The sequence below is a fragment of the Kocuria sp. genome (genome assembly GCF_030536815.1).
GTDB classification, from domain to species: domain Bacteria; phylum Actinomycetota; class Actinomycetes; order Actinomycetales; family Micrococcaceae; genus Kocuria; species Kocuria gwangalliensis.
In genome coordinates this window covers 1-22,718 of the sequence record NZ_JAUNPE010000030.1, presented here as the reverse complement: position 1 = coordinate 22,718, position 22,718 = coordinate 1, and the positions used below count along the sequence as shown (strand labels likewise).

The 22,718-nt window shown below is 64.5% G+C and carries 22 protein-coding genes and 1 tRNA gene; 9 read left to right on the top strand and 14 right to left on the bottom strand.

What is annotated here, in order from left to right; genetic code table 11:
• Together Q4E95_RS04860 and Q4E95_RS04855 are read left to right on the top strand one after the other, a co-directional pair.
• Nucleotides 1-1,440, top strand: a 1,440-nt coding sequence (locus Q4E95_RS04860; RefSeq protein WP_303382237.1) for an AAA family ATPase, incomplete at its 5' end; no start/stop codon positions are given.
• 112 nt (nt 1,441-1,552) lie between these two features.
• Entirely contained in the window at nt 1,553-2,071 is a 519-nt protein-coding gene (locus Q4E95_RS04855; protein ID WP_303382236.1) for an amino-acid N-acetyltransferase, read from the top strand.
• A 39-nt stretch (nt 2,072-2,110) separates the two neighbouring features.
• Here the strand turns inward: Q4E95_RS04855 and Q4E95_RS04850 are convergent, their stop codons facing one another.
• The gene (locus tag Q4E95_RS04850; RefSeq protein ID WP_303382235.1) at nt 2,111-3,121 is read right to left on the bottom strand and encodes an A/G-specific adenine glycosylase; all 1,011 of its coding nucleotides are present in this window, start codon (nt 3,119-3,121) and stop codon (nt 2,111-2,113) included.
• Here Q4E95_RS04850 and Q4E95_RS04845 point away from each other — a divergent pair.
• Nucleotides 3,120-3,851 carry a hypothetical protein gene (locus Q4E95_RS04845; RefSeq protein ID WP_303382234.1) on the top strand — a complete coding sequence of 244 codons (732 nt, stop codon included), beginning with the start codon at nt 3,120-3,122 and terminating at the stop codon, nt 3,849-3,851. The genes Q4E95_RS04850 and Q4E95_RS04845 overlap by 2 nt on opposite strands.
• Before the next feature lie 8 nt (nt 3,852-3,859).
• Here Q4E95_RS04845 and disA read toward each other — a convergent pair whose 3' ends face one another.
• The 3 genes from disA to Q4E95_RS04830 form a co-directional block, all read right to left on the bottom strand.
• Nucleotides 3,860-4,936, bottom strand: coding sequence for a DNA integrity scanning diadenylate cyclase DisA (gene disA / locus Q4E95_RS04840; RefSeq protein ID WP_303382233.1), 1,077 nt, complete (start codon nt 4,934-4,936; stop codon nt 3,860-3,862).
• Between the two features lie 88 nt (nt 4,937-5,024).
• Nucleotides 5,025-6,416, bottom strand: a complete 1,392-nt coding sequence (gene radA / locus Q4E95_RS04835; protein WP_303382232.1) for a DNA repair protein RadA — start codon at nt 6,414-6,416, stop codon at nt 5,025-5,027.
• Between the two features lie 46 nt (nt 6,417-6,462).
• Nucleotides 6,463-7,620, bottom strand: a complete 1,158-nt coding sequence (locus Q4E95_RS04830) for an aromatic acid exporter family protein (RefSeq protein WP_303382231.1) — start codon at nt 7,618-7,620, stop codon at nt 6,463-6,465.
• A gap of 308 nt (nt 7,621-7,928) precedes the next feature.
• On the opposite strand from Q4E95_RS04830, the gene pstS (Q4E95_RS04825) reads away from it, so the two are divergent.
• The 4 genes from pstS (Q4E95_RS04825) (at nt 7,929) to pstB (ending at nt 12,073) form a co-directional block, all read left to right on the top strand.
• Nucleotides 7,929-9,041, top strand: a complete 1,113-nt coding sequence (gene pstS, locus Q4E95_RS04825) for a phosphate ABC transporter substrate-binding protein PstS (protein ID WP_303382230.1) — start codon at nt 7,929-7,931, stop codon at nt 9,039-9,041.
• Nucleotides 9,042-9,190: 149 nt separating this feature from the next.
• Nucleotides 9,191-10,138 (top strand): phosphate ABC transporter permease subunit PstC, encoded by a 948-nt coding sequence (gene pstC / locus Q4E95_RS04820; RefSeq protein WP_303382229.1) that lies wholly within the window; start codon nt 9,191-9,193, stop codon nt 10,136-10,138.
• Nucleotides 10,138-11,256, top strand: a complete 1,119-nt coding sequence (gene pstA / locus Q4E95_RS04815; protein WP_303382228.1) for a phosphate ABC transporter permease PstA — start codon at nt 10,138-10,140, stop codon at nt 11,254-11,256. Before pstC ends, pstA begins: the two co-directional genes overlap by 1 nt.
• 37 nt (nt 11,257-11,293) lie before the next feature.
• A complete protein-coding gene (gene pstB / locus Q4E95_RS04810; RefSeq protein ID WP_303382227.1) occupies nt 11,294-12,073 on the top strand; it encodes a phosphate ABC transporter ATP-binding protein PstB in 780 nt (259 codons plus the stop codon).
• 70 nt (nt 12,074-12,143) lie between these two features.
• Here the strand turns inward: pstB and Q4E95_RS04805 are convergent, their stop codons facing one another.
• The 5 genes from Q4E95_RS04805 to Q4E95_RS04785 form a co-directional block, all read right to left on the bottom strand.
• On the bottom strand, nt 12,144-13,169 hold the full coding sequence (locus Q4E95_RS04805; RefSeq protein ID WP_303382226.1) for an inorganic phosphate transporter: 1,026 nt from the start codon (nt 13,167-13,169) through the stop codon (nt 12,144-12,146).
• A gap of 6 nt (nt 13,170-13,175) precedes the next feature.
• Complete coding sequence (locus Q4E95_RS04800; protein ID WP_303382225.1) at nt 13,176-13,793, bottom strand: DUF47 domain-containing protein; 618 nt, start codon at nt 13,791-13,793, stop codon at nt 13,176-13,178.
• A 248-nt stretch (nt 13,794-14,041) separates the two neighbouring features.
• Nucleotides 14,042-14,662 carry a hypothetical protein gene (locus tag Q4E95_RS04795; RefSeq protein ID WP_303382224.1) on the bottom strand — a complete coding sequence of 207 codons (621 nt, stop codon included), beginning with the start codon at nt 14,660-14,662 and terminating at the stop codon, nt 14,042-14,044.
• Nucleotides 14,663-14,683: 21 nt separating this feature from the next.
• Nucleotides 14,684-16,525, bottom strand: coding sequence for a glutaminase A (gene glsA / locus Q4E95_RS04790; protein ID WP_303382223.1), 1,842 nt, complete (start codon nt 16,523-16,525; stop codon nt 14,684-14,686).
• The gene (locus tag Q4E95_RS04785) at nt 16,522-17,259 is read right to left on the bottom strand and encodes an ABC transporter permease (RefSeq protein WP_303382238.1); all 738 of its coding nucleotides are present in this window, start codon (nt 17,257-17,259) and stop codon (nt 16,522-16,524) included. The genes glsA and Q4E95_RS04785 overlap by 4 nt, the downstream gene beginning before the upstream one ends.
• A gap of 144 nt (nt 17,260-17,403) precedes the next feature.
• Here Q4E95_RS04785 and Q4E95_RS04780 point away from each other — a divergent pair.
• Nucleotides 17,404-17,476: transfer RNA gene (locus Q4E95_RS04780), tRNA-Lys, on the top strand.
• A 226-nt stretch (nt 17,477-17,702) separates the two neighbouring features.
• Here Q4E95_RS04780 and Q4E95_RS04775 read toward each other — a convergent pair.
• Complete coding sequence (locus tag Q4E95_RS04775) at nt 17,703-17,969, bottom strand: hypothetical protein (RefSeq protein ID WP_303382222.1); 267 nt, start codon at nt 17,967-17,969, stop codon at nt 17,703-17,705.
• 189 nt (nt 17,970-18,158) lie between these two features.
• Nucleotides 18,159-18,758, bottom strand: a complete 600-nt coding sequence (locus Q4E95_RS04770) for an NAD-dependent deacetylase (protein ID WP_368660308.1) — start codon at nt 18,756-18,758, stop codon at nt 18,159-18,161.
• Between the two features lie 110 nt (nt 18,759-18,868).
• Between Q4E95_RS04770 and Q4E95_RS04765 the strand changes: the two genes are divergently transcribed.
• A complete protein-coding gene (locus Q4E95_RS04765) occupies nt 18,869-20,038 on the top strand; it encodes a heparan-alpha-glucosaminide N-acetyltransferase domain-containing protein (RefSeq protein WP_303382221.1) in 1,170 nt (389 codons plus the stop codon).
• On the opposite strand, the gene Q4E95_RS04760 is transcribed toward Q4E95_RS04765, so the two are convergent.
• The 3 genes from Q4E95_RS04760 to Q4E95_RS04750 all read right to left on the bottom strand — a co-directional run.
• Nucleotides 20,033-21,007 (bottom strand): MsnO8 family LLM class oxidoreductase, encoded by a 975-nt coding sequence (locus tag Q4E95_RS04760; protein WP_303382220.1) that lies wholly within the window; start codon nt 21,005-21,007, stop codon nt 20,033-20,035. The two genes, Q4E95_RS04765 and Q4E95_RS04760, sit on opposite strands and share 6 nt — an antisense overlap.
• A 56-nt stretch (nt 21,008-21,063) precedes the next feature.
• Nucleotides 21,064-22,197: a phosphate ABC transporter substrate-binding protein PstS gene (pstS, locus tag Q4E95_RS04755; protein ID WP_312395389.1), complete on the bottom strand. Its 1,134-nt coding sequence runs from the start codon at nt 22,195-22,197 to the stop codon at nt 21,064-21,066.
• Nucleotides 22,198-22,475: 278 nt separating this feature from the next.
• Nucleotides 22,476-22,718, bottom strand: a 243-nt coding sequence (locus Q4E95_RS04750) for a hypothetical protein (RefSeq protein ID WP_303382218.1), incomplete at its 5' end; no start/stop codon positions are given.

Below are 22,718 nucleotides of genomic sequence, written 5' to 3'. Positions count from 1 at the left end.
TACGTCTCGGACCGGTTCCTGCCGGACAAGGCCATCGACCTGATCGACGAGGCCGGTGCCCGCCTGCGCATCAAGCGCATGACGGCGCCGCCGGAGATCAAGGCCTTGGACGAGAAGATCGCGGACACCAAGCGTGCCAAGGAAGCCGCCATTGACGGTCAGGAGTACGAGAAGGCCGCCTCGCTGCGCGATGACGAGCAGAAGCTCATCACCGAACGCGAGGAGAAGGACAAAGCCTGGCGCGACGGCGACGACCAGATCTCCGAGGTCACCCCCGAGGTCATCTCGGACGTCCTGTCCGCGTCCACCGGTGTTCCCGTGTACAAGCTCTCGGAAGAAGAGTCCGGCCGCTTGCTGAACATGGAGGACGAGCTGCACAAGCGCGTCATCGGTCAGAACGAGGCCATCAAGGCGCTGTCCCGGTCGATCCGCCGTACTCGTGCGGGTCTAAAGGACCCGCGCCGCCCCGGTGGTTCGTTCATCTTCGCCGGTCCGACCGGTGTCGGTAAGACCGAGCTGGCCAAGGCGCTCGCGGAGTTCTTGTTCGGTGACGAGGACGCCCTGATCACCCTGGACATGTCCGAGTACCAGGAGAAGCACACGGTCTCGCGCCTGTTCGGTGCCCCTCCGGGCTACGTCGGTTACGAAGAGGGGGGCCAGCTCACCGAGAAGGTGCGCCGCAAGCCGTTCTCCGTGGTGCTCTTCGACGAGGTCGAGAAGGCCCATCAGGACCTGTTCAACTCGCTGCTGCAGATCCTTGAGGACGGTCGCTTGACCGACTCGCAGGGTCGCATGGTGGACTTCAAGAACACGGTGATCATCATGACCACCAACCTGGGTACCAAGGACATTTCCCGTACCGTTCCCGTGGGCTTCCAGGCCAGCGGTGACACCGCCACGTCCTACGAGCGCATGCAGGCCAAGGTGCAGGAGGAGCTCAAGGACCACTTCCGCCCCGAGTTCCTCAACCGCGTGGATGAGACCATCGTGTTCCCGCAGCTGAGCCAGGCCGAAATCCTCAAGATCGTGGACCTGTTCGTCGCCCGGTTGCAGCAGCGACTGCGCGAGCAGGACATGTCCATTGCTCTCACGGACGCCGCCAAGGTGCTCATGTCCGAGAAGGGCTACGATCCGGCCATGGGTGCCCGCCCGCTGCGCCGTGCGGTCCAGCGCGAGATCGAGGATCAACTGTCCGAGAAGATCTTGTTCGGGGAGATCTCCTCCGGCGAGAAGATCACGGTGGACGTCCAGGGCGAGGGCGACGAGCGAGAGTTCACGTTCGAGTCCATCCCCATGGCGGAGCTGTCGGACGAGGAGCTCGAAAAGATTCAGAGCACCCCGTCATTGCTCGACAACGACGACAGCCAGTCCGGCAAGGACGTCCCGCGCTCACCCAACACGGGTGGCCTGGGGGACGGCCCCGCCCAGGCCCAGGCCTAGGGCGAGCGGACCCGATAACGCCGCGAGCGGCGTCGTCATCCTGACCGGGGTGACGACGCCGCTCGCGGCGTTTAACCCGCGCCCCACGGTCCCGGCGGCGTACAGTCTTGGCATGGAAAAGATCAGTATTCGCCCCGCCAGGACCACGGACGTCCAGGGAATCAAAGCCCTCGTGGCGCCCCTGGTGCAGGAGAACATTCTGATCACCAAGGACACCGTGACCTATTACGAGAACATCCAGGAGTTCGTGGTCGCTCAGGACGAGAGCGGCGATCTGGTGGGCTGCGGTGCCCTGCACGTGATGTGGGAGGACCTCGCCGAGGTACGAACGCTGGCCACCTCCGCCAAGGCGCGTGGGCGGGGTGTGGGTCGGCGCATGCTCGAGGTCCTGATCCAACGTGCCGAAGGGCTCGGGGTGAGCCGGGTGTTCTGTCTGACGTTCGAGGTCGAGTTCTTCTCCGCCCACGGCTTCGAGGTGATGGAGAACCAGGAAAGTATTGATCCCGATGTCTTTGCCGAGCTCTTGCGTTCGCACGACGAGGGCGTGGCGGAGTTCCTGGACCTGGCGCGCGTGAAGCCCAACACCCTGGGCAACACGCGTATGATCCGACAGTTACACGTGGCCGGTTGAGCGCCGTTTATTGGCGCGAACTCCGGCGGCCCGGCCGGCTCAGTCGGGCAGGCTTGCTGTGTTGTCCCGGCGACTCGCCAAACCATCCTTGACCAGGCCGTCGAGTGCTCGCTCGCGTTGTTCCGGCGGCGCCGGTAACGACCAGAGCCTCGCCAGCAGTTCGGCGCTGTCCCTCCCCGGGTTCTCGATCCGGGTCGCCAGCTGTTCCGCCCCGGATCGATCCGTCAGAAGCAGGCTCACCGGAACCGGGTCACTGCTGTGGCGCAGCACCGCCATCATGGCACCGCGCACCTGACGGTCGGTGCCGTGCCAGGACTGCCCCTTGGGCACGTAGTCGGGTTCCGGGCGGCCCGCGGCAATCCATGCGCACTGCTCGAACACGGGGCATTCATGGCATGTGGGGGAGCGGGCCGTGCACACCAGTGCCCCGAGTTCCATCACGCTTTGGTTCCACTTGACCGACAGCTCGGTGTCCTTTGGCATCAGTCGATCGGCAAGGCGGGTTTCGGCGGCGGTGAGCGACTTGGCCGGCAGCGCTTTGGCGCCGAACAGGCGAGCGTGCACCCGCCGGATATTGGTGTCCACCACGGTGTGGCGCTGTCCGAAGGCGAACACAGCCACGGCGGCAGCGGTGTACGAGCCGATTCCGGGCAGATCCAACAACTGCGCGTGGTTGTTCGGCACTTCATTGCGGTGCTGGTGCGCGATCCTCGTGGCGGCGGCGTGCAGTCTCAGGGCCCGGCGGGGGTACCCCAACCTGCCCCACGCACGCACCACATCGGCGGGGCCAGCCGCAGCCAGAGCGGCCGGCGTGGGCCACCGGTCCAACCATGCGCGCCAGACCGGCAGGACACGCACCACGGGTGTTTGTTGGAGCATGATCTCGCTCACGAGCACTCCCCAGGCTGAGCACTCGGGGTGGCGCCACGGGAGATCCCTGCCGGCCTCGGAAAACCACTCGACAACCACTTGGTGAATGCCGTGAAGTTGGTCCGGAGGGCAGGGCGCGGGGCTCGAGTTCATAAGTCCCCACGGTAGCCTGGAGTTCATGGCAACCAACGGTTCTGAGCAGCGTGATTCCACCAACTCCGGCGCATCCCACGGAGATTCCGGGGACCGGTTGCCCCCGTCGGTTTATCGCAGACGCCGCGTGATCGCCCTGGTCGTTCTGCTCGTGTTGGTCGTGGCCCTGATCTGGGGTATTTCATCCGTGGTCTCCGCACTGACCGGCTCCCCGGAGGAGCCCGAGCAACCACAGACCCAGGCCACGGCCGAGCCCACCTCGGAACCCACCGTGGACCCCAACAACAAATTCGCCGATTTCACGCCCCGACCCACCCCGAGCGGTAGCGCCGGGTCCCCGACCGAATCGGCGTCGGCAAGCCCGGCCGCGGTGGAGGAGTGCGGTGCGAATGTGAGTCTCACGGCCGGCACGGACAAGCAGACCTACCCGGCGGATCAGGAACCGGTTTTGATCCTGACCATGGAGAACACCGGTGATGAGCCGTGCAAGGTCAACGCGGGCACCAATGCCATGAGCTATGTGGTCACCTCGGGTTCGGACGTGATCTTCGATTCCCGCCACTGCGCCGCGGACGGTGAGGACCGGGACGTGACCTTGGAACCGGGCAAAAAGGAAGACGCCCGCCTGACGTGGAACCGTACCCGCACCGCCGAGGGGTGCCCCGCGGATCAGCCCGAGGCCATGGCGGGTTACTACAACCTGAGCGTGGGTCTGGGCGAACAAAGCAGCCCGAACGCGACGTTCGTTCTGGAGTGACCCGCTGATTACATGAAGCGTTCGAGCAGGCTGGTTTCCGCCATGCGTGACAGCGATTCGCGGACGTTGCGTGCGCGCTGTTCGCCGATGCCCTCCACGGACATGAGGTCCTCCAGGTTTGCCGCCATGAGGGCCTGCAACCCGTCGAACTGGCCCACCAGACGCTTGGCCACCACGCGGGGCATGGACTTGATGCCCTCCAGCAGCCGGTAGCCGTGCGGGTGAAGGTCCGCTTCCAGGTTGCCCTGCGGCGTGATGAGCGCGGCAGCCACCGCGACTTTCTGCAGGTCGATCAAATCGGCGGGTGACAGTTCGGCCAGCTGCTCCAGGGCCTCGCTCAGCACGTCCGCGGGTGTTTCCTCCGGTAGGTAATCGCGGAGCACAACACCGGGGCCCGGGCCGTTTCCCGCGGTGAGTTCTTCGAGCTGCAGTGAGATCAGACGGCCGTCCTCGCCGAGTTCCAGCACGTACCAGCTGATTTCGTCGGAGATTCTCCGCACCATTTCCATGCGCTGCAGGGTGAGGGCGACATCCCGGGCGGTGACCGCGGCTTCGATCTCCAGGGCGGAGAGGCTACCCAGGACCTGTTCGAGACGGTTGCTGTAGTGCTCGAGAGTCTGCAGGGCCTGATTCGCCCGAGCCATGATGGCCTGCGAACCTTCGATGGCGTATCGGTGGTCGCCCACGTAAATCGTGATCACACTCATCGATTGGCTCACGGAGACCACAGGAACGTTGGTTTGTTTGGCGGTTCGCTCGGCGGATCGGTGGCGAGTACCGGATTCCTGGGTCTCGATGTGGGCCTCGGGCATCAGCTGCACACCGGCTTTGAGAATGCGGGTGGCGTCGCGGTCGCACACGATGGCACCGTCCATTTTGGCGAGTTCACGCAGTTTGGTGGGGGTGAATTCCGCATCGATGTCGAAACCACCGGAGCACACTGCTTCGACGGACTTGTCGAAGCCCAGCACGATCAACCCGCCGGTCCGGCCCCGCAGAATGCGTTCGAGTCCGGTGCGCAACTGGGTTCCGGGTGCCAAGCGGGCCAGGGTTTTCCGTAGAGCCGAATTCTGAGCTTTCACCACATCGTCATCCTACGTGCTATCCGGAGTCACCCGGCACCCAGCACCCAGCACCCGGACATGGGACGTCACTCGCACTACCCGGGCCCCGTCAACGCTCCCGGGGAGGGAAGAGCAATTCAATGGCCTGACTGACCGTGGTGACTTCTCGCACGGAAAAGCCCTGGGGGACCTTGCCCGGCCCACTGGGCGAGGCGGGCACCACCGCGTGGGTGAAACCCAGACGTGCCACTTCCTGGATCCTACGATTGATGTCCGGGACGGGCCGGACCTCACCGGCCAAACCGATCTCCCCGAAGCACACCAGCCGCTGGGGCAGCGGGCGGTCCTGGGCGGCCGAGGCCAGCGCCATACACACCGCGAGGTCGGTGGCCGGCTCGGTGAGCCGCACGCCGCCCACGGTGGAGACGTAGCAGTCCAGGGAGGCCAGAGCGACACCCGCCCGACGCTGCAGCACAGCCAACAGCATGGCCACTCGTGAACCATCCAGACCTGAGGTGGCTCGGCGGGGCTGGGCGGTGCTGGACTTGTCCAACAGGGCCTGTACCTCCGCCAACAGGGGCCTGCGGCCTTCAACGGTGACGCTCAGGCAGGTGCCGGCCACGGGCAGGGGAGTGCGGGAGACGAACAGGCCCGACGGGTCCGCCACCGATTCAATGCCTGTCTCTGCCAGGTCAAAGCAACCGACCTCGTCGGTGGGGCCGAAACGGTTCTTGATGGCGCGCAGCAAACGGATCCGGGAGTGCTTGTCACCCTCGAACTGGCACACCACGTCCACGAGGTGCTCGAGCAGCCGTGGGCCGGCAATGGAACCTTCCTTGGTGACGTGTCCGACCAGCAACGTAGTCATGTTCTTGGTCTTGGCCGCGTGGATGAGGCTGGCCGCCACCTCGCGGACCTGACTGACACCACCCGCGGAGCCGTCCACTTCCGAGCTGGCGAGCGTCTGAACCGAATCCACGATGAGCAACTGGGGTTTCACGGCCTCCACGTGAGCGAGCGCGGTGGACAGGTCCGTTTCCGCGGTGAGGTAGAGCTTGTCCGCGACCGCCCCAATGCGTTCCGCGCGCAGTTTGACCTGCGCGGCGGACTCCTCGCCGGTCACGTAGAGCACGTCTCGGGGGGTCCGGCCCCCGGCCACCTTGGCCGCGGCGTCGAGCAGCAGGGTGGACTTACCCACGCCCGGCTCGCCCGCCAGCAAAATCACGGCGCCCGGTACCAGCCCGCCACCCAGCACACGATCCAGCTCGGGGACGTGGGTTGGGGTGAACTGCGCGACGGAGGAATCGATCTGGCCAATGGGTTTGGCCGGTTGAGCCACGGAACGGGCCGCCTGGGTACGGCCATGTTCCTGGGCCGCTCCGGTCTCTTCGACCGTCCCCCAGGACTGGCATTCTCCGCACCGGCCCACCCATTTGGCGGTGGTCCACCCGCATTCTGTGCAGCGGTAGGACACGGAGGATTTGCGGGTTTTGGTGCTCATGCGTTCACAGTAACTTTTCCGTCAGACACGCATAGCAGCAGTGGCATCAATCCGACTGGAGTGACGGCAGATGATTGATGGCCACCTGGTGGCTGATGCCGGTGGCTTCGATCAGATCGACCACCATGGGGCGGATCATCAGTACCAGTGCTTCACCCTCCATGGTGTGCACCCCCATCTCGTGGGGTTCCAAGCGGGCCGCCACGGAGAACAGTTCATTACGCGCCTGCCGCAAGTAGCTCTCACGCGATTGCGGGTGGCTCACGGCCAGGGCATTGCCGAGGCTCACGACGGCGTCGGACAGATCCGCGAGCACCTCGGACAGCGAGGACACGGCCTCATCGGCCAGAGAAACACGATTCAGCACCGAGGCCAATCTGCGTGCCAGTACCCGAGAATTTCGCACGGCCAGGTCGAGATAGTGGATGCAGTGGTCAAGGGTGTCGATTTCCTGCCGATGTCGCCGGTGCAAAGGTGAGGCGTGGGAAATTTCCTTGGATGCTTTCAACCCCGTTCGCACGGAATCCACCAACGGCTGCGTTTGCCGTCCCCTCACGAGGGCGTGCCAGGCCAACCGGGAATCATAATCGGACACGGCCCGGGAGCACTCGCTCAGCAACTCGGAGTACTCGGTGATGAGTTTCCGTACGTCCTCCCGAGGCTCGCGGCGTGGATCCTCCGGGATGAAATAGGCCAGGAGCAGCGCGCAGACGCAACCCACCACGGCGTCCAGGGAGCGGGCAAAGACACCGTCCTGCGACGGAGGCAGCAACACCACTAACACGGACTGCAGGCCCATTTGCGTGGTGAATATGGCACCGTTGTCCAAGAAACGAGCCAGCATGAGTGAGATCAGCAGCACCACGGCGGCCTGCCATTCCCCGTGGCCCAGCACATGGATCAAAAAGTCCCCCACCACGATGCCCAGGGTGCAGCCGATGGACACCTCGAGGACCCGCCGATAGCGCAGACCGCCCTTTGCGTACCCCAGCGAAACCAAGGCGGCAGTGGCCGCAAAGATGGGCCCCTCGTGGCCGAAAAGCCGTTCCGCGATCATGAACGCACCCACTGCGGCCACGGTCATCTGAACGGCTTGGAACAACCCCCTGAGCATACGGTTCCAGCCGGCCTTGGAACGTCGACTCAGCACCGAGGGAACATGAGCAAGCCGGGATCTGGGGTGTTTCGCCTCGCTCGATGCCATGGCACCATCTTAGGCAGCGGCCGCAGAATTCCGACGACGCGGTCAGGCTCCGCGAGATTTCGCCCCCCAACCATGTGCAATAACTCACAATGACCGGCAAAGCCGCACGTGACACGCGAAATGACCGCCCTGACACGTCACCTGTTTACCCTTCGTTCACCTTCTCGGAGATCGCTGTCCATATCCACTGCCTACCGTCACGGGTGTACCACTACGGATTCTCGGTTCCGTAGCGGAAGTTGCGGCCGGGGTCCGGTCGCATTGCGATCCACCGGCACCGCCGGAACATTCCATGAAGGGGTAACACTGTGAAGGCTTCCTACTTCGGCCGTTCAGCCGCCGTTCTCGCCATTGGCGCCCTCGCCCTGACCGCTTGCGGCTCGGACAACCCGACCGGCAGCGAAGGCGGCGAGTCCAGTGGTGGCGGCGAGTCCAGCGTCTCCGGCACCCTGACCGGCATTGGCGCGTCGTCGCAGCAGGCTGCCATGACCGCGTGGCAGAACGGTTTCCAGTCCGCCAACAATGGCGCCACCGTTCAGTACTCCCCGGACGGCTCCGGCGCGGGCCGCACCGCCTTCCTCGCGGGCGGCGCCCAGTTCGCCGGCTCCGACGCCTACATGAGCGACGAGGAGAACGAGGAATCCAAGGAGCAGTGCGGCTCCGACGGCGCCCTGAACCTGCCCGTGTACATCTCCCCGATCGCCGTGGCCTTCAACCTGCCCGGCGTGGACAGCTTGAAGCTGGACGCCCCCACCATTGCCAAGATCTTCAAGGGCGAGATCAACACCTGGAACGCTCCCGAGATCGCCGAGCAGAACCCGGACGCTGACCTCCCCGACACCCGCATCACCGTGGTGCACCGCAACGACGACTCGGGCACCACCGAGAACTTCACCGAGTACCTCAACGTTGCGGCTCCCGAGGAGTGGACCAACGAGCCGGATCAGGCATGGCCCTCCGAGTACGCCGCCGAGAACGACAAGGGCACCTCCGGCGTGGTGAACACCACCCAGGGCACCGAGGGCACCATCACCTACGCGGACGCCTCCGCCGTGGGTGACCTGGGCACCGTGGAGATCAAGGTGGGCGAGGAATACGTTGCCCACTCCCCGGAAGCAGCAGCCAAGGCCGTGGAGGTCTCCAAGCAGGTCGAGGGCCGTAGCGAACACGACATGGCCATCGAGCTCGAGCGTGACACCACCGAGGCCGGCGCCTACCCGCTCGTGCTGATCTCCTACCACGTGGTGTGCTCCCAGTACGATTCCCAGGAGACGGCCGACTTGGTGAAGGCCTTCGAGTCCTACGTGATTTCGGAGGACGGTCAGAAGACCGCGTCCGATTCCGCGGGATCCGCACCGTTGTCAGAGACCCTGCGCGAGCAGGCCACCGCAGCAGTTGACTCCATCACGGTTCAGGGCTGACCTGACCACCTGACGCGCACCAGCGGCGTCGGCGCGTGACACGCGTCGACGCCGTCTGCGCGCGAATCGCCCGGGGCCCCTTCCTGCCGATCAGCAATGGTAGGTTGCCCAGGCACCAGAAATGACCATGATCTGAAGGGACTCTGTACATGTCCACCACAGCGAGCGCACACAAGCCGGGGACCACGAACTCCGCGGCCGGTCGCGCCGGCGACTCGATTTTCTCAGGGTTGAGTCTCGCAGCGGGCATCTTGATTTTCGCCGTGCTCGCGGCCGTGGCGCTGTTCCTGCTGATGCAGGCGCTGCCCACGTTCGCGGCGCCGGCGGACGAGATCACCGGCGGAGAAGGTTTCTTCGCGTACATCTGGCCCCTCGTGATCGGCACGCTGATCGCATCGATCATTGCGCTGCTGATCGCCACGCCCATTGGCATCCTGGTGGCCCTGTACATCTCGCATTACGCGCCGGCCAGAATTTCCAAGTCCGTCGGTTACGTGATCGACCTGCTCGCCGCGATTCCTTCCGTGATTTACGGTGCGTGGGGTGCCACGGTGTTGGCCCCGGCTCTGGTTCCGTTCTACAACTGGCTGGCCAACAACCTGGGGTTCATCCCGATCTTTGAAGGCCCCGCGTCCCAGACCGGTAAGACCATGCTGACCGCCGGCATTGTGCTGGCCATCATGATCCTTCCCATCATCACCGCGATGTCGCGCGAGATCTTCACCCAGACGCCCAAGCTGCATGAAGAAGCAGCCCTGGCACTGGGTGCGACCCGCTGGGAAATGATCCGGATGTCGGTGTTGCCCTTCGCGCGCCCCGGCATCGTCTCTTCCGTGATGTTGGCCCTCGGCCGCGCCCTGGGTGAAACCATGGCCGTGGCCCTGGTGCTCTCCTCCGGACCCATGATGGCATCGCTGATCAAGTCCGGTAACCAGACCATCGCGGCGGAAATCGCCTTGAACTTCCCCGAGGCCTACGGCCTGCGGTTGTCCGAGCTGATTGCCGCCGGTCTGGTGCTGTTCCTGATCACCCTGGTGGTGAACATGATCGCTCGCGCCATCATTGCCCGCTACAAGGAATTCTCGGGAGCCAACTGATGTCCACGACCACGACCAAGCCCAGTACCTCTCCCGTGCGCGAGTCCAAGTTGACCCGCGGTCAGCGGCCCACGTGGCTCATCCCCGCGATCGGTGGGGGAGCCATTGTGGTGGGTGCTGCGATTTCCGCGCTCATCGGCTTCAACATTGCGACCTGGGCCATTTTCGCCGCCCTCGTGTTCTTGATCGTGGGCCCGCTGCTGGTCGGCGCGATCGAGGGATCACGCGCCGGTGCGGACTCACTCATGACCTTCCTGGTCTACACCGCGTTCATCCTGGCCGTGATTCCGCTGATCTCGGTGATTTGGACCGTGCTGGCCAATGGCATTCCCGGCCTGACATCCAACCTGTTGTTCACCTCGATGAACGGCGTGACCGGCGCCCAGGACAACTTTGCCGAAGGACCCGGAGACGTTGTGGGTGGTGCCTACCACGCCATTGTGGGCACGATCTCCATCACCTTCTGGGCCACGTTGATGTCGGTGCCGATCGGGCTGTTGACCGCCATTTACCTGGTGGAGTACTCCAACAACGGGTGGTTGGGTAAGGCCATCACGTTCTTCGTGGACGTGATGACCGGTATTCCCTCCATTGTGGCCGGCCTGTTCGCCGCGGCATTGTTCGGTATGATGTTCGGTCCGTCCACCCGTACCGGCTTTGTGGCCGCGGTCGCCCTGACCGTGCTCATGATCCCCACGGTCGTGAAGAACACCGAGGAAATGCTGCGCATCGTGCCCAACGAGTTGCGTGAGGCCTCCTACGCCCTGGGCGTGCGCAAGTGGCGCACCATCCTGAAGGTGGTCATCCCCACCGCGATCTCCGGTATCGCCTCCGGCGTTACGCTGGCCATTGCGCGCGTGATCGGTGAGACCGCTCCGCTGCTGGTGACCGCGGGCTTCGCAACGGCCATCAACTGGAACTCGTTCTCCGGCTGGATGACCACGCTGCCCACGTACATCTACTACCAGATCATGACACCCACCTCGCCCACCAACCCCGACCCCTCGCTGCAGCGTGCCTGGGCCGCGGCATTGATCCTGATCGCGATCGTGATGCTGCTCAACCTTCTCGCCCGGCTGATCGCCAAGGCCTTCGCTCCCAAGACGGCCGGCCGCTAAGCACCTATCGAGTCACGAGTTCTAAGGAATCCACACCATGTCGAAACGAATCGACGTTGAAGACCTGAACGTTTACTACGGCGACTTCCTGGCCGTCGAAGACGTGAACATCAACATTGAAGCGCGGTCCGTGACCGCTTTCATCGGCCCTTCGGGTTGCGGTAAGTCAACGTTCCTGCGCACGCTCAACCGCATGCACGAGGTGATCCCGGGTGCGTACGCCAAGGGTAAGGTGCTGCTGGACGGTGACGACCTGTACGGCAAGGGCGTGGACCCGGTGACGGTGCGCTCCATGATCGGTATGGTCTTCCAGCGGCCCAACCCGTTCCCCACCATGTCCATCCGGGACAACGTGCTGGCGGGCGTGAAGCTCAACAACAAGCGCATTTCGTCCGCGGCGGCTGACGAGCTCGTGGAGTCGTCCCTGCGCGGCGCCAACCTCTGGAAAGAGGTCAAGGATCGTCTGAACAAGCCCGGTTCGGGGCTGTCCGGTGGTCAGCAGCAGCGCTTGTGCATTGCACGCGCCATTGCCGTGAAACCGGACGTGATCCTCATGGATGAGCCCTGCTCCGCCCTGGACCCGATCTCCACCCTGGCCATCGAGGATCTCATCAACGAGCTCAAGGCCGATTACACCGTGGTGATCGTGACCCACAACATGCAGCAGGCATCGCGTGTGTCCGACCGCACCGCGTTCTTCAACATCGAGGGCACCGGAAAGCCGGGCAAGCTCATCGAGTACGCGCCCACCACGGAGATCTTCAACAACCCGCAGCAGAAGGACACCGAGGACTACGTGTCCGGCCGGTTCGGCTGATCCCTCGCATCTACAACGCATCTCCCACGACGACGTCGCGCGCTCCCGGGCGCGCGACGTCGTCGTGGATTCAGGCCCCGAGCTGCAGCAGGGGCGATGCGGCGAGGAAAAGGGTGCCTGCGACCACGGCGCAGACGGGAACCGTCACGGCCCACGTGGTCAGAACCTGAACCAGGGTGCGGTGGTAGACGGTGCGGAACCGTTGGAGCGTCCCGGCACCCAGAATGGCGGCGGTGCTGGTCTGGGACGTGGACATGGGGAACGAGGCCAGGAAGCCGCCGATGAACAACAAGGAGCCGGCGACCGTCTGGGCCACCGCGCCGCGTAACGGATCCAGGTTCACCACTCGTGAGGACAGGGTGTAGGCGATGCGCCAGCCACCCAGCAGCGTTCCCGCGCCCAAGCACAGGCCCACGAGCACCGAGATCCACCACGGGATACCGGAAATGGGAATGACCAGCCCGTGGCACATGAGCAGGACCACGAACACCCAAATGGCACGCCGGCCGTGTTGGATGCCATGGCCGAAGTGGATGGCGGCCGCGCCCGTGGCCTGAACAACGGCGGATCGGCGTTTGACGACACCCGGGGCTTGATGTCGGACGAGGTACACGGCCACGAAGACCAGCACCTGCGCAAGGATGAACGCGATGGCCGGGGCCACGATGATGGGCAGCACCAATTGCCAGACCGTGTCCCCGTGGACCGCCAGATCGGGGGCCAGGCCCACCGCGTAGGCGCCCGCGAGCGAACCAATGATGCCGCCGCTCATGGCCGCCGTGGACGACGCGGGCATGGCCCACCACCACGTGAGCAGGTCCCACGCCACGGCCGTGACCAGGGTGCAGATGATGACCACGGTTCCCACGGTGCTGATGGGAACGGGGATGTCGAACGGGATGAGCTGGGTGAGGACGAGCCCCACGGTGAGGGCACCGAGTACGTTGAAGACGGCACCCATTCCCACGGCCACGCGCGGGGTGAGCGCGTTGAAGCGGACGGGTAGCGCGTTCGCGTTGGAGGCGTCATGGAACCCGTTGACCACGGTGAAGGCGATGGCCAGGAGGAATCCAATGGCCAGGAGGAGCTCAGCCATGGGATATCAGGATTCCGAGACGAGCACTCGGCCGACCTCGGCGGAGACATGACCCAGGGCACGGGAAGCATCCAGCAGTCTGTCCGCGGCGTCCATGCGACGGATTGCGTGGGGTGCCTTGTGTTTGTCCAGCAGGGACGCGCGGTAGGTCCGGTGGGTCCGCTCCGACTGGCGGGACAACCGGATCATCTCGAACCAGTAGTCGTCCAACTCGTCCAGGGTGGCCAACCGGCCCATTGCCTTGGTGGTCATTTCGGACATCAACCGGATCACGTTCAATTGTTCTGTGGCGTGAGACGTGGGGCGATCGATCTTGTACAGCTGCTGGGTTTCAGCACACGCTACGAGGGCCTCCACGGATTTCAGGATCCACTGGCCCAGGATGTACAGGTCCTGGCGGGGGATGGGAACCACGTAGGAGGAGCGCGTGGTGGTCATCAGGGAGAAATACAGGTTGCTGCATTCGTCCTCGGTGTCCAGCAGGGCCTGCAGTGTTTCACCGGTGCGGTCGTCGGCGGCGCTGAGGTGTTCGGCCAAGAGGTCCACGGAGGTGGTGACGCACTGGGACATGTGAACCAGGAGCTCAATTACCTGTTCGTCCTCCGGGAAGATCCGAAAGGCCATACCCCGCCCGTCCTTAGGTGTAATCCGCGTGAATTTTCGACCTCACTGTACCCGCCTGAGGTAAACGTCATGGTCGCAGGCTGACTCGCTCGCCCGAGCAGGGGGGAGGGGCGAGATTTCGGGGATTAACAGGGGGTGCCGGACCGGGAGCGCCTCTCGGCGGAAGGCCGCTCGTAGCGGCTTAATGATGGAGCCCGGGGCTGCCACGGCCCGACACCTATCCACCATGCTAAACCCTGTGCGGGGGGCTAATCCAATACCCCGGCGCGCCACGCCTTGGCTGCGGCGTCGAGTTCGTTCGCGGTCCGGGAAAGTCTGGGGATGCGATGATCGGCGCGCCGGACGGTCAAGCTGGGGATGTCCTGCGTGCGTTCCTGGCCCAGTGCTATCACCCGACAGAACGCCGCGAAACGTTCCAGGGCGACGTCGAACTCGCCGTTGAAAGCACCCGACAGGATGGTGTCCGCGACCTGGCAGATCTCCTCGGCGCCGGGCGGATCGGCTACTCCCGCGACCACGTTGGAGACCTGCGCCGTGCCCTTGCCCGCGGCGAACCAGCGGCCCATTCGGTGGGGGTCCGTGCGGGCCGCCGCGCGCAGGGCGTACAGCCGCCACAGTGCGCCGGGGAGCGAGACGGCAGGCGCCTGGGCCCAGAGCTCGGCTATGCCCTCCAGGCCTTGTTCGTCCGTGAGCTGGACCAGTCGCTGGTGCACTTCAGGGTCGTCCGCCTCGCGGCCCCGGGACACCAGTGCGTGGGCCGCCAAGTGCGCTGCTTCGGAAACGCGCGCGGGGTCAATCCCGCCCTCGTGGGCGTCGAACTGCTCCGGTGAGAATTTCACGGGCGAATGGTGCAGGCGCGGTTCATTCATGAGCCCAGCCTACGCGCGTGATCAGTCCGTGGTGTGGGTTTCCCCGGCCTGCTGGCGCCAGCGTTCCTCAATGCGGCGCATGGCGTGTGTCGAGACGGCCCGCCACCACCGCAGGGCGAGCTCCGGGTGGGTTTTCTCGATCTCGACCACGGCCTCGGGCGGCAACCGGCGGGCGGCCACGTCCGTGAGGGTGGTGAAGCTGACCATGTGTCGGGAGTCCGTTCCCAGGGCCACCTCGCCAAAGCTCATGCCGGGGCCCACGACCTCCAATTCCACTCGTTCCCCGGTGGGGGAGCGGCGGGTGATTTCCACATTGCCCGAAATCACCATGTACACGCCTTCAAACCGTTGCCCGGCTCGCAGCACCGTGGTTCGGGCGGGCCACTCCACGTGCACGGTCCTGGAACGAATCTCCTCGACGTCCGCCTCGGACAGCGAGCTCAGCAGGTCCGAGCGGGTCGAATGCACTTTGTCCGGCATGCATTCGGGACCGCCGAACTTGTCCAGGATTTGATCCTCCGCCCAGGTCAGGGCCTCGGCGCGCGTGGGGAACACGGTGACGGGGTGCTCCAGGTCCTGCGTATGTTCCGAGCCCTTCTCGGCAATGATGCTCAGGTGGCGCCCGGCCTGCTCCAGCTGTTCCGATGTGCGGCCCAGCAGCGGCATGACGTACCGGGCCAGGTCATCCACCGGCCGAATATCCACCAGCACGTACGCGCATTCGCGGGCGGCCTCACGAACGGTGCGAATGGCAGTTTCCGCGCCGGCAAAACGCAGGTCCCCCTGTAACTCAATGATCCGCACATCTTCGCCGTGTTCCTCGAGCACCTCGGTGGCGGCCTCGTTGCGGCGCATCAACGACGGCGCCTCGGACAGGTAGTATTCGGAGCGCACGGTCGAGTGGCCGTTGCGTTCGGTCCGGGCGAAGTGCAGGTCCAGATCCTCGGTCAGCCGTTCGCATGCTGCCACGCCGCGCACTGAATTGCCGTGTTGATCGAGCGGAGGGGAGAAGACTGCCACGGCCAGCTGACCCGGTAGCACCGCAAGAATGCCACCTGACACACCCGATTTGGCCGGTAGCCCCACCTGCAGGGCCCAGCGCCCGGCGTCGTCGTACATACCGCACGTGTTCATCACGGAGAGGACGTCCGAGATCACCTGGGTGCCCAGTACGCGTTCATCGGTCAGGGGGTTGCTGCCCCCCGCCGCGAGCGTGGCGCCCATGCGTGCCAGATCCACGCAATTGAGCATCACCGAGCACTGCGCGAAGTAATCCTCGAGAGCCTCCGTGGGGTCACCTTCGATGATGTCGCGGGATGACAGCAGCCACCCGAGGGCGCGATTGCGATCACCGGCGCGGTGTTCCTGAGCTTGAATGGACTTGTTGTACCGCAGCTGTCGCCCGGCCAGACGGGAGTACAGGCGCAGAATACGATCCCGGCGCGTGCCGTGGGACGTGTTCTTGACCAGTGACGTGGCCGCGATCGCACCCGCGTTGATCATGGGGTTGGCGGGGCGGCCCGTTTCGGGTTGCAGGGAGATCTCGTTGAACGCGTCACCGCTGGGCTCCACATCGATCTTCTCAAAAACGCCGTCCATGCCCCGATCCACCAGCGCCTGCGCGTAGGTGAATGCCTTGGAAATGGACTGGATGCAGAATTCCTGTTTGGAATCACCGGCCTGGTAGATGGCTCCGTCCACGGTGGCCACGGCAATGCCCAGAATGTTCGGGTCGGCATTGGCGAGAGCCGGAATCGAGTCGTTGACGGCGCCGCCCTCGACCTCGCGAAGATCCTCCACCACTCGTTGCAGGTACTCGGTAATGACGGAAGGGCCCAACTTGGTTTTGGTGACGGTGCTCATGAAGTGCGTACCTCTTGCGGGACCTCGGGTGACCCGGACAGCACACGGATCACCACGGACGAACAAATGGATTGGGTCAGCAAAATCCCCACCAGCACCGCCAGCTGCAGCATGGCCGCTTGGGCGGGGGATGCGCCCCCCAACAAGGCTCCCACAAATGCGCCGGGTAAGGTGACCAGGCCGGTGGCCCGCGTCTGGTCGATGTTGGGGATCAGGGATTCCTTCATGGATTCCTGGGCCACGGCCTGGTACGCGACTCGTGAGGTGGCGCCCAGGGACAGCCAGGCCTCGATCTCGCCCCGCCGCGCCACGGTGGAACGTTCGAAGTTCCGACCGGTCAGGGTGGCCGCGCTCATCGTATTGCCGATGACGATGCCCGCGACGGCCACCACGTTGGTGACCTCGAACTCCACCAAACGCATTCCGAAAATGAGCCCAATGGTGACGAGAGCACCGGTGAAAACCCCGGTGACCACAGCTTGGCGCGCACCGGGAATCCCTCGCAAACGGCTGAACGACGTCCATGAGGCGGTGGTGAGCATGAGCGCCACGAAGGCCAGCACCAACCACGGCACCGCCAAGACGCCGCGCAAGATCAACGCAATGACGGCGAGCTGAACGGCTGCCCGGATCACCGCCACGAGTGGCTGCATTCCGAGCCTGACCCCCGCGTGTCGCTGCACCACGATGGCCAGAACCGTCATGGCCGCAAGACCCGCCGCAAACCACCACATATTGCCCACCCAGCCAGGGTAGCCACGCAGCAACCCACGCCAACACGCATGACCTCGGGCAGTGCGGTGGCGCCGAAAGTGGAAAAGTACGGCGCCTGCGGTAGAGTAGCGGTGCTCCGTTTGCGGTTCGCCGTTGCGGGGCACGCGCCTTTAGCTCAGTTGGTAGAGCAGTGGACTTTTAATCCATGGGTCGTGGGTTCGAGCCCCACAGGGCGCACCTCTCGTGCAAGGCCCGAACCTTTACCGTTCCGTTTTCAGCGGTCGAGGTTCGGGCCTTTCCCATGCGCGCCTAGGGTGCTCGCGCGGGTTTTTAGCCCATGTTTAAGGGTGGAACCTTGTCCGAACGACATGCCCATCACACTCGGATCAAAGCGTTAAGAAGAAGTCCCATCCACAGGTGCGGATGGGACTTCATGATCTCCGAAGAAGACTTGGAAACGTAGCTAGAAGCTCAGGGCCATAGCTTTCTTCATGAGAGATTGGGAGGCGCCTTCAAAATAGTTGGCATGAGTAAATTTGATGGTCTCCAGCGAGTCAGAGCCCACCAGGACCACATCAATCTGCGTCTCGTCCTGGTGTCGTTGCTCCATCGCGGAGTACGCGGTGGTTGCTTTGGCCACATCAGAACCGAAGTCTTCTTGGTGCACTAACTTGCCGTGGGCATGGTCAAACACCAGCAAGAAGTGGTGAATGGGCTGTGCCTTAGCCATAGCTAGATCCTTTCATCGAGGGGCAACTCTTGTTGCACCCCCTGGGCAGCACGAAGAACATATATGGACCTCCGTGCCTCACTTAGAGTCTCACTGTACCTTTTTTGAAGATCATGTGATATGGGCTTCTTCATATCGGTCAAGAAGTAGATATCTGCCACTACGGCGAGGAACTCCTGGACTGGATGATCACCATCCTGCTTGAAGTTGCGTCCCAAATCTTTGGAGAACCCCTCTGAAGTCCTGGAACGCCTGCTCGGGCAGGGCCTCCCCGAACCACACCACGCCGGGACGAATCAGCCCACCGCACACTGCGCACGAGACCGGGTCGAGGTGCGCCACCGGCTCGACGACGTGCGGGTAGCCGATGTCCGCGGGGGCGCCGCAGTCGGCGCAGCGCAGGGCGAAGAGGTCGCCGTGGACGTGGGCGAGAACCGTGGACCCCGCCCGTTCATGCAGATCGTCGACATTCTGCGTGGAGATCCGCAGATCGACACCGGGGCGAGCCTGCCATTGCGCGAGCGCCAGGTGACCGGGGTGCGGTTCGGCACCGCGCACGAGGGACGCGCGCCACGCGTACCAGGCCCAACACTGCGCGGGGTCTTCCTCCCAGGCCCCCGGGGTGGCTAGTTCCGCCGGGTCAAAACGCTCCCACAGTCCGGTTTGGGCATCGCGGAAGGTCGGAACACCGGATTCGGCGGACATCCCTGCCCCGGTCAGAACCGTCACCCGCCGTGCCGAGCGGGCGAGGTCGAGAATCTCGGTGGGCACCTGATCGGAGAAAGACATGCTCCTCGGGCTAGGTCATGACCTCATTGCTACCCATGCAGCAGTACGTGATCCTCCCGGTGCACCATGATGGATGCATGCCACCGTCCGCAGCATCGCCGCCACGCAGCATGACACAGCGCGTGAAGCAGAATGTGGCCCGGCTGGAATCGCCGGGTCGGATCCCCGGCGTCGATCTGGCCCGGGGCTTGGCGATCCTGGGCATGTATGTGGCCCACCTGACTGTGGTCACGCCCCTGAAGTGGTCGCGACCCGAGACCTGGCTCGGGGTGGTCGAGGGCAGGTCCGCCATTCTCTTCGCGACCCTCGCCGGTGTGTCCCTGGGGCTCATGGGCTCCAGGATTCGGATGCGAGCCGGCGGGCGGGACGCGGCGCGCAGCTCCATCATGATCCGCGCGGTATTCATCTGGGCCCTCGGTCTGCTTCTGCTCAGCCTTGACGTGCCGGTGTTCGTGGTGCTGCCGGCCTACGGCCTCCTCTTGATGATCGGTGCGTTCATGGTCTCGTGGTCAGCGCGGGCACTCGCCATCACAGCGGCGCTCACAGCCACTGTCGCGCCATTCTTGGTCACAGTGATCGACAGCGGGGGCCGGCCCGAACGGGGAAGCGCTGCGGAACTCGTCTCCGACGTGCTCGGGTGGAATTACCCCTTCGTGTTGTGGCTGGCGTTCGTGGCCGCGGGGATCATCGCGGGGCGGTTGATCCGGCGCGGAATCGGCCCCACGGTGGTTTTGCTCGGGGCCGGGGTGGCGCTCTCTGTGCTCGGTTACGCGGCGCTCGGCCCGGTAGGCAACCAAGTGATTGCTCGTTACGGGGCAGATCTCCAGGTCGGCTCGGCTCTCTGGGCGCTGTCGGTTTTTCGCGACGCCCCCCACTCTGGTGGGGTGGGGGAGACGTTCGGCTCGGGAGGTTTCGCTCTTGCAATCCTCGCAATGTCCGTCCTCGCGGCGACGACGCCGCTGCGCTGGCTTCTATGGCCGGTGCGGGTGATCGGGTCCATGCCTTTGACGGCATACACGGCGCACCTGCTCGTCTGGGGCATCTGGATCATGGTCACACCGGGAGTGGGCTCCGACATCCACCGGTTGCACGGATTTCTGGCGCTCGATCCGTTCTGGCCGATCACCCTGGGAGTCACCGCGGGTTGTATTGCCTGGGCTTTAATGTGGGGGAAGGGTCCTATGGAGCAGCTCGTTCATGCGGTATCGACAGGAGCGCAGGAACCCGACCGGCCGGTTGCCGGCAGCAGCCCCGTGCCGGGCAAGGAACGCGGATTATAGGGTTGCGACGGCACGAGCCAGACGGGCGTCCGAGTCGTACAGTGCGGCAACGTCAAACGTGGACGCCGTGCTCATGATCTCATCCGCGCCGGTGCGCTCCAACAGGTCGTTGACCTCGCTCACGACCTGGTCCTCCGTGCCCGCGATGACGGTTGCCAGCGCCTGGGCCACGTAGCGATCTTGCCGGCCCGTGCGTTGGGCGGGGAGCGACGTCGTCGGCAGGAGCGGCGGGAAGGACCCGGTGAGGCGGGATTGGGTCATGGCCCAGGCCTCCGGCACAGCGAGCGCGCGAGCTTCCGAGGACGATTCGGCCACGAAGATTTCCGCGGAGACGATTAAGTACGGCTCGGCCTGCTGGGAGCTGGGGCGGAACTCGGAGCGGTACGCGTCAAAGGCCTCCGGGCCCGACGTGAGCAACGGCCCACCGACCACCGCGGGGAGGCCCAACTCTGCTGCGATCTGGAGCCCGGTGCCGGTGCCCAGCACGAAGAGCGGGATGTGGCCGGTATCGGCCGGGCGGATCGTGATGTTGCCCGCACCCGTCAGATACTCACGGACCTCTTCAATGGCCGCCGCGAATTCTCGCGGTCGAGCCTGCAATGTGCCGAGCGCTTCGCGCACCGGTTTGGTGAAGCCCAGGGAGCGGCCGAGCCCCAGGTCGAAGCGCTCGCCGTGCAGGGCTGTGAGCACCGCGAATTCCTCGGCGACCACGATCGGACGGTGATTGGGCAGCATTACTCCGCCGGAGCCCACACGAATCGTGCTGGTGGCGGCGGCAACCGCCTGGGCGAGCAGGGCCGGGGTCCCCGAGGCGACCCCCGGAACCCCGTGGTGTTCGGACACCCAGAACCGTCGATACCCGGCCGCCTCTGCGCGCCGGGCGCGTTCCACCGTTTGATGCAAAGCGGCGGAATCGGCTTGTCCTCGGCGGGTGCGGGATCGGTCGAGGAGCGAAAGTGGAATACCCATCACTCACAGAACACGGCCGCGTGGCCACTCATTCCGGGAGCACCGCACGGCGGGTGTTATCGCAGCGTGATGGAGTCCAGCGCCTCCTGAGCCTCCTGGGTGAGGTTCTCGGGAAGGGGCGCGCTCTTAACCGAGTCCCCCGCCAGTTGTTGGCCCTCGGGGCTGACCACGTAATGCCCGAAGGTCTTGATCAACTCCAGGGTTTGGGGGTCGCTGTAGCTCGTGCAGAACACGTGGTACGAGGCCAGGACCACGGGGTAGGCGCCCTGCACATCAGGGGTGCGGTCGATGTCCAGTGCGATGTCGTGTTCGCCGGTTCCTTCCACTCGGGAAGAGACGCCCACGGCCCTGGCAGCGGTTTCGGCGGTCACGGGCACGTACTCGTCACCTACCTTCACCCTGGCTTTGCCCAAGGAATCTCCCACGAGGGAGTCGTCCGCGTACGTGATGGCGCCCTCGGTCTGGTTCGTCACGGTGACCACACCGTTATTGCCCTGGGCGCGCTCGCTGGGGAGCGAATTGGGCCAGCCGCCGTCATGCTCGTCGGTCCACACCTCGGGTGCGGTGGCCTCCAGGTAGTCGGTGAAATTCTCCGTGGTCCCGGAGTCATCGGCGCGGGCGACCGGGGTGATCACGGTGTCGGGCAGATCCACATCCGGGTTCTGGGCCGCGATGGCAGGGTCGTTCCACCGCGTGATTTCATGTCGGAAGATTTTGGCGATGGTGGGTGCGTCCATGTTCAATTCCCGGATACCCGGCAGGTTGAAGGCCACACTGATGGGGGAGATGTAAACGGGAATGTTGATGGCCCCGTCCGGACCGCAGGTGTCCGTGACTTCGGTCTGCTCGTCCTCGTCCAAGTACGCGTCCGAACCCGCGAAGTCCGTGCCGCCGCCCACGAGCGCGGAGCGACCCGCGCCCGAACCGGCTGACAGGTATTGCACGTTGGCGTTGGGGTATTTGGATTCGAACCCGGTCCGCCACGTTTGCATGGCCGCGTTCTGAGCCGATGAACCAATGCCCGTGAGGATGCCCGACAGTGAGGTGTCACCCTGCTCGGCGGCCCTGCGTTGTTCCTCACCCAAGGGGTAGTCGGAACCGCAACCGGTCAGTGTTATTCCGGCGGCCAGCGCCAGCGCTCCGATTTTTGCGTAACTCGCTGTCTTTCGAGGGGCGCCCGTTCGGCTCATTTTCATCTCCGCGACATGTTGAGGACAGAAGACCATGGTAAACACGCATGCGCCCAAGTCGCGCATCCCGGGCCCTTGCCCGCAGGGCGTTCACGCTCGCGCAGGGGCGAGCCGCAGGAGCGACTTCTACTGTGGGTGCTTCGGGGGACGAAGATGAAGTTGACGTGTCCCCTCTTTGCGCCACGGCGCACCCGGGGTCAGTAGGTGACACGTCACCCACGGGCCTTGAAACCATGGTTGGCTAGTGCAAATGGGTGCCCCAGGGTTGGGGACGTCACTTATGATGCGGTTCCTGTGGCGCTGGAAACGGGGCGGAACTCATGCTTACATACTGTTGTTACTTCAAGTACCGGGGAGCAATAGATGGTTCTGGCCAGGGGGGCAAGAACCTGTCCTTCCAGGTACGGTGAATGCGTCGAAACGCTGGGGGGCGTGAAGGCGCAATCATTCACCTGGAAGTAACGATCAGAAGTCATTGCGGGGGCTTTGGCTTCACCAGCGGATTGATCCGCACCGGCTCT

Excerpts from the sequence above, each read along its gene's own strand:
- pstC (WP_303382229.1), top strand. The coding sequence starts at position 9,191 with ATGTCCACCACAGCGAGCGCACACAAGCCGGGGACCACGAACTCCGCG.
- pstB (WP_303382227.1), top strand. The coding sequence starts at position 11,294 with ATGTCGAAACGAATCGACGTTGAAGACCTGAACGTTTACTACGGCGAC.
- Q4E95_RS04795 (WP_303382224.1), bottom strand. The coding sequence starts at position 14,662 with ATGAATGAACCGCGCCTGCACCATTCGCCCGTGAAATTCTCACCGGAG.
- Q4E95_RS04770 (WP_368660308.1), bottom strand. The coding sequence starts at position 18,758 with ATGTCTTTCTCCGATCAGGTGCCCACCGAGATTCTCGACCTCGCCCGC.
- Q4E95_RS04760 (WP_303382220.1), bottom strand. The coding sequence starts at position 21,007 with ATGGGTATTCCACTTTCGCTCCTCGACCGATCCCGCACCCGCCGAGGA.
- Q4E95_RS04785 (WP_303382238.1), bottom strand. The coding sequence starts at position 17,259 with ATGTGGTGGTTTGCGGCGGGTCTTGCGGCCATGACGGTTCTGGCCATC.
- glsA (WP_303382223.1), bottom strand. The coding sequence starts at position 16,525 with ATGAGCACCGTCACCAAAACCAAGTTGGGCCCTTCCGTCATTACCGAG.
- Q4E95_RS04805 (WP_303382226.1), bottom strand. The coding sequence starts at position 13,169 with ATGGCTGAGCTCCTCCTGGCCATTGGATTCCTCCTGGCCATCGCCTTC.
- Q4E95_RS04765 (WP_303382221.1), top strand. The coding sequence starts at position 18,869 with ATGACACAGCGCGTGAAGCAGAATGTGGCCCGGCTGGAATCGCCGGGT.
- Q4E95_RS04845 (WP_303382234.1), top strand. The coding sequence starts at position 3,120 with ATGGCAACCAACGGTTCTGAGCAGCGTGATTCCACCAACTCCGGCGCA.
- Q4E95_RS04800 (WP_303382225.1), bottom strand. The coding sequence starts at position 13,793 with ATGGCCTTTCGGATCTTCCCGGAGGACGAACAGGTAATTGAGCTCCTG.
- Q4E95_RS04850 (WP_303382235.1), bottom strand. The coding sequence starts at position 3,121 with ATGAACTCCAGGCTACCGTGGGGACTTATGAACTCGAGCCCCGCGCCC.
- Q4E95_RS04775 (WP_303382222.1), bottom strand. The coding sequence starts at position 17,969 with ATGGCTAAGGCACAGCCCATTCACCACTTCTTGCTGGTGTTTGACCAT.
- pstS (WP_312395389.1), bottom strand. The coding sequence starts at position 22,197 with ATGAGCCGAACGGGCGCCCCTCGAAAGACAGCGAGTTACGCAAAAATC.
- Q4E95_RS04830 (WP_303382231.1), bottom strand. The coding sequence starts at position 7,620 with ATGGCATCGAGCGAGGCGAAACACCCCAGATCCCGGCTTGCTCATGTT.
- Q4E95_RS04855 (WP_303382236.1), top strand. The coding sequence starts at position 1,553 with ATGGAAAAGATCAGTATTCGCCCCGCCAGGACCACGGACGTCCAGGGA.
- pstA (WP_303382228.1), top strand. The coding sequence starts at position 10,138 with ATGTCCACGACCACGACCAAGCCCAGTACCTCTCCCGTGCGCGAGTCC.
- radA (WP_303382232.1), bottom strand. The coding sequence starts at position 6,416 with ATGAGCACCAAAACCCGCAAATCCTCCGTGTCCTACCGCTGCACAGAA.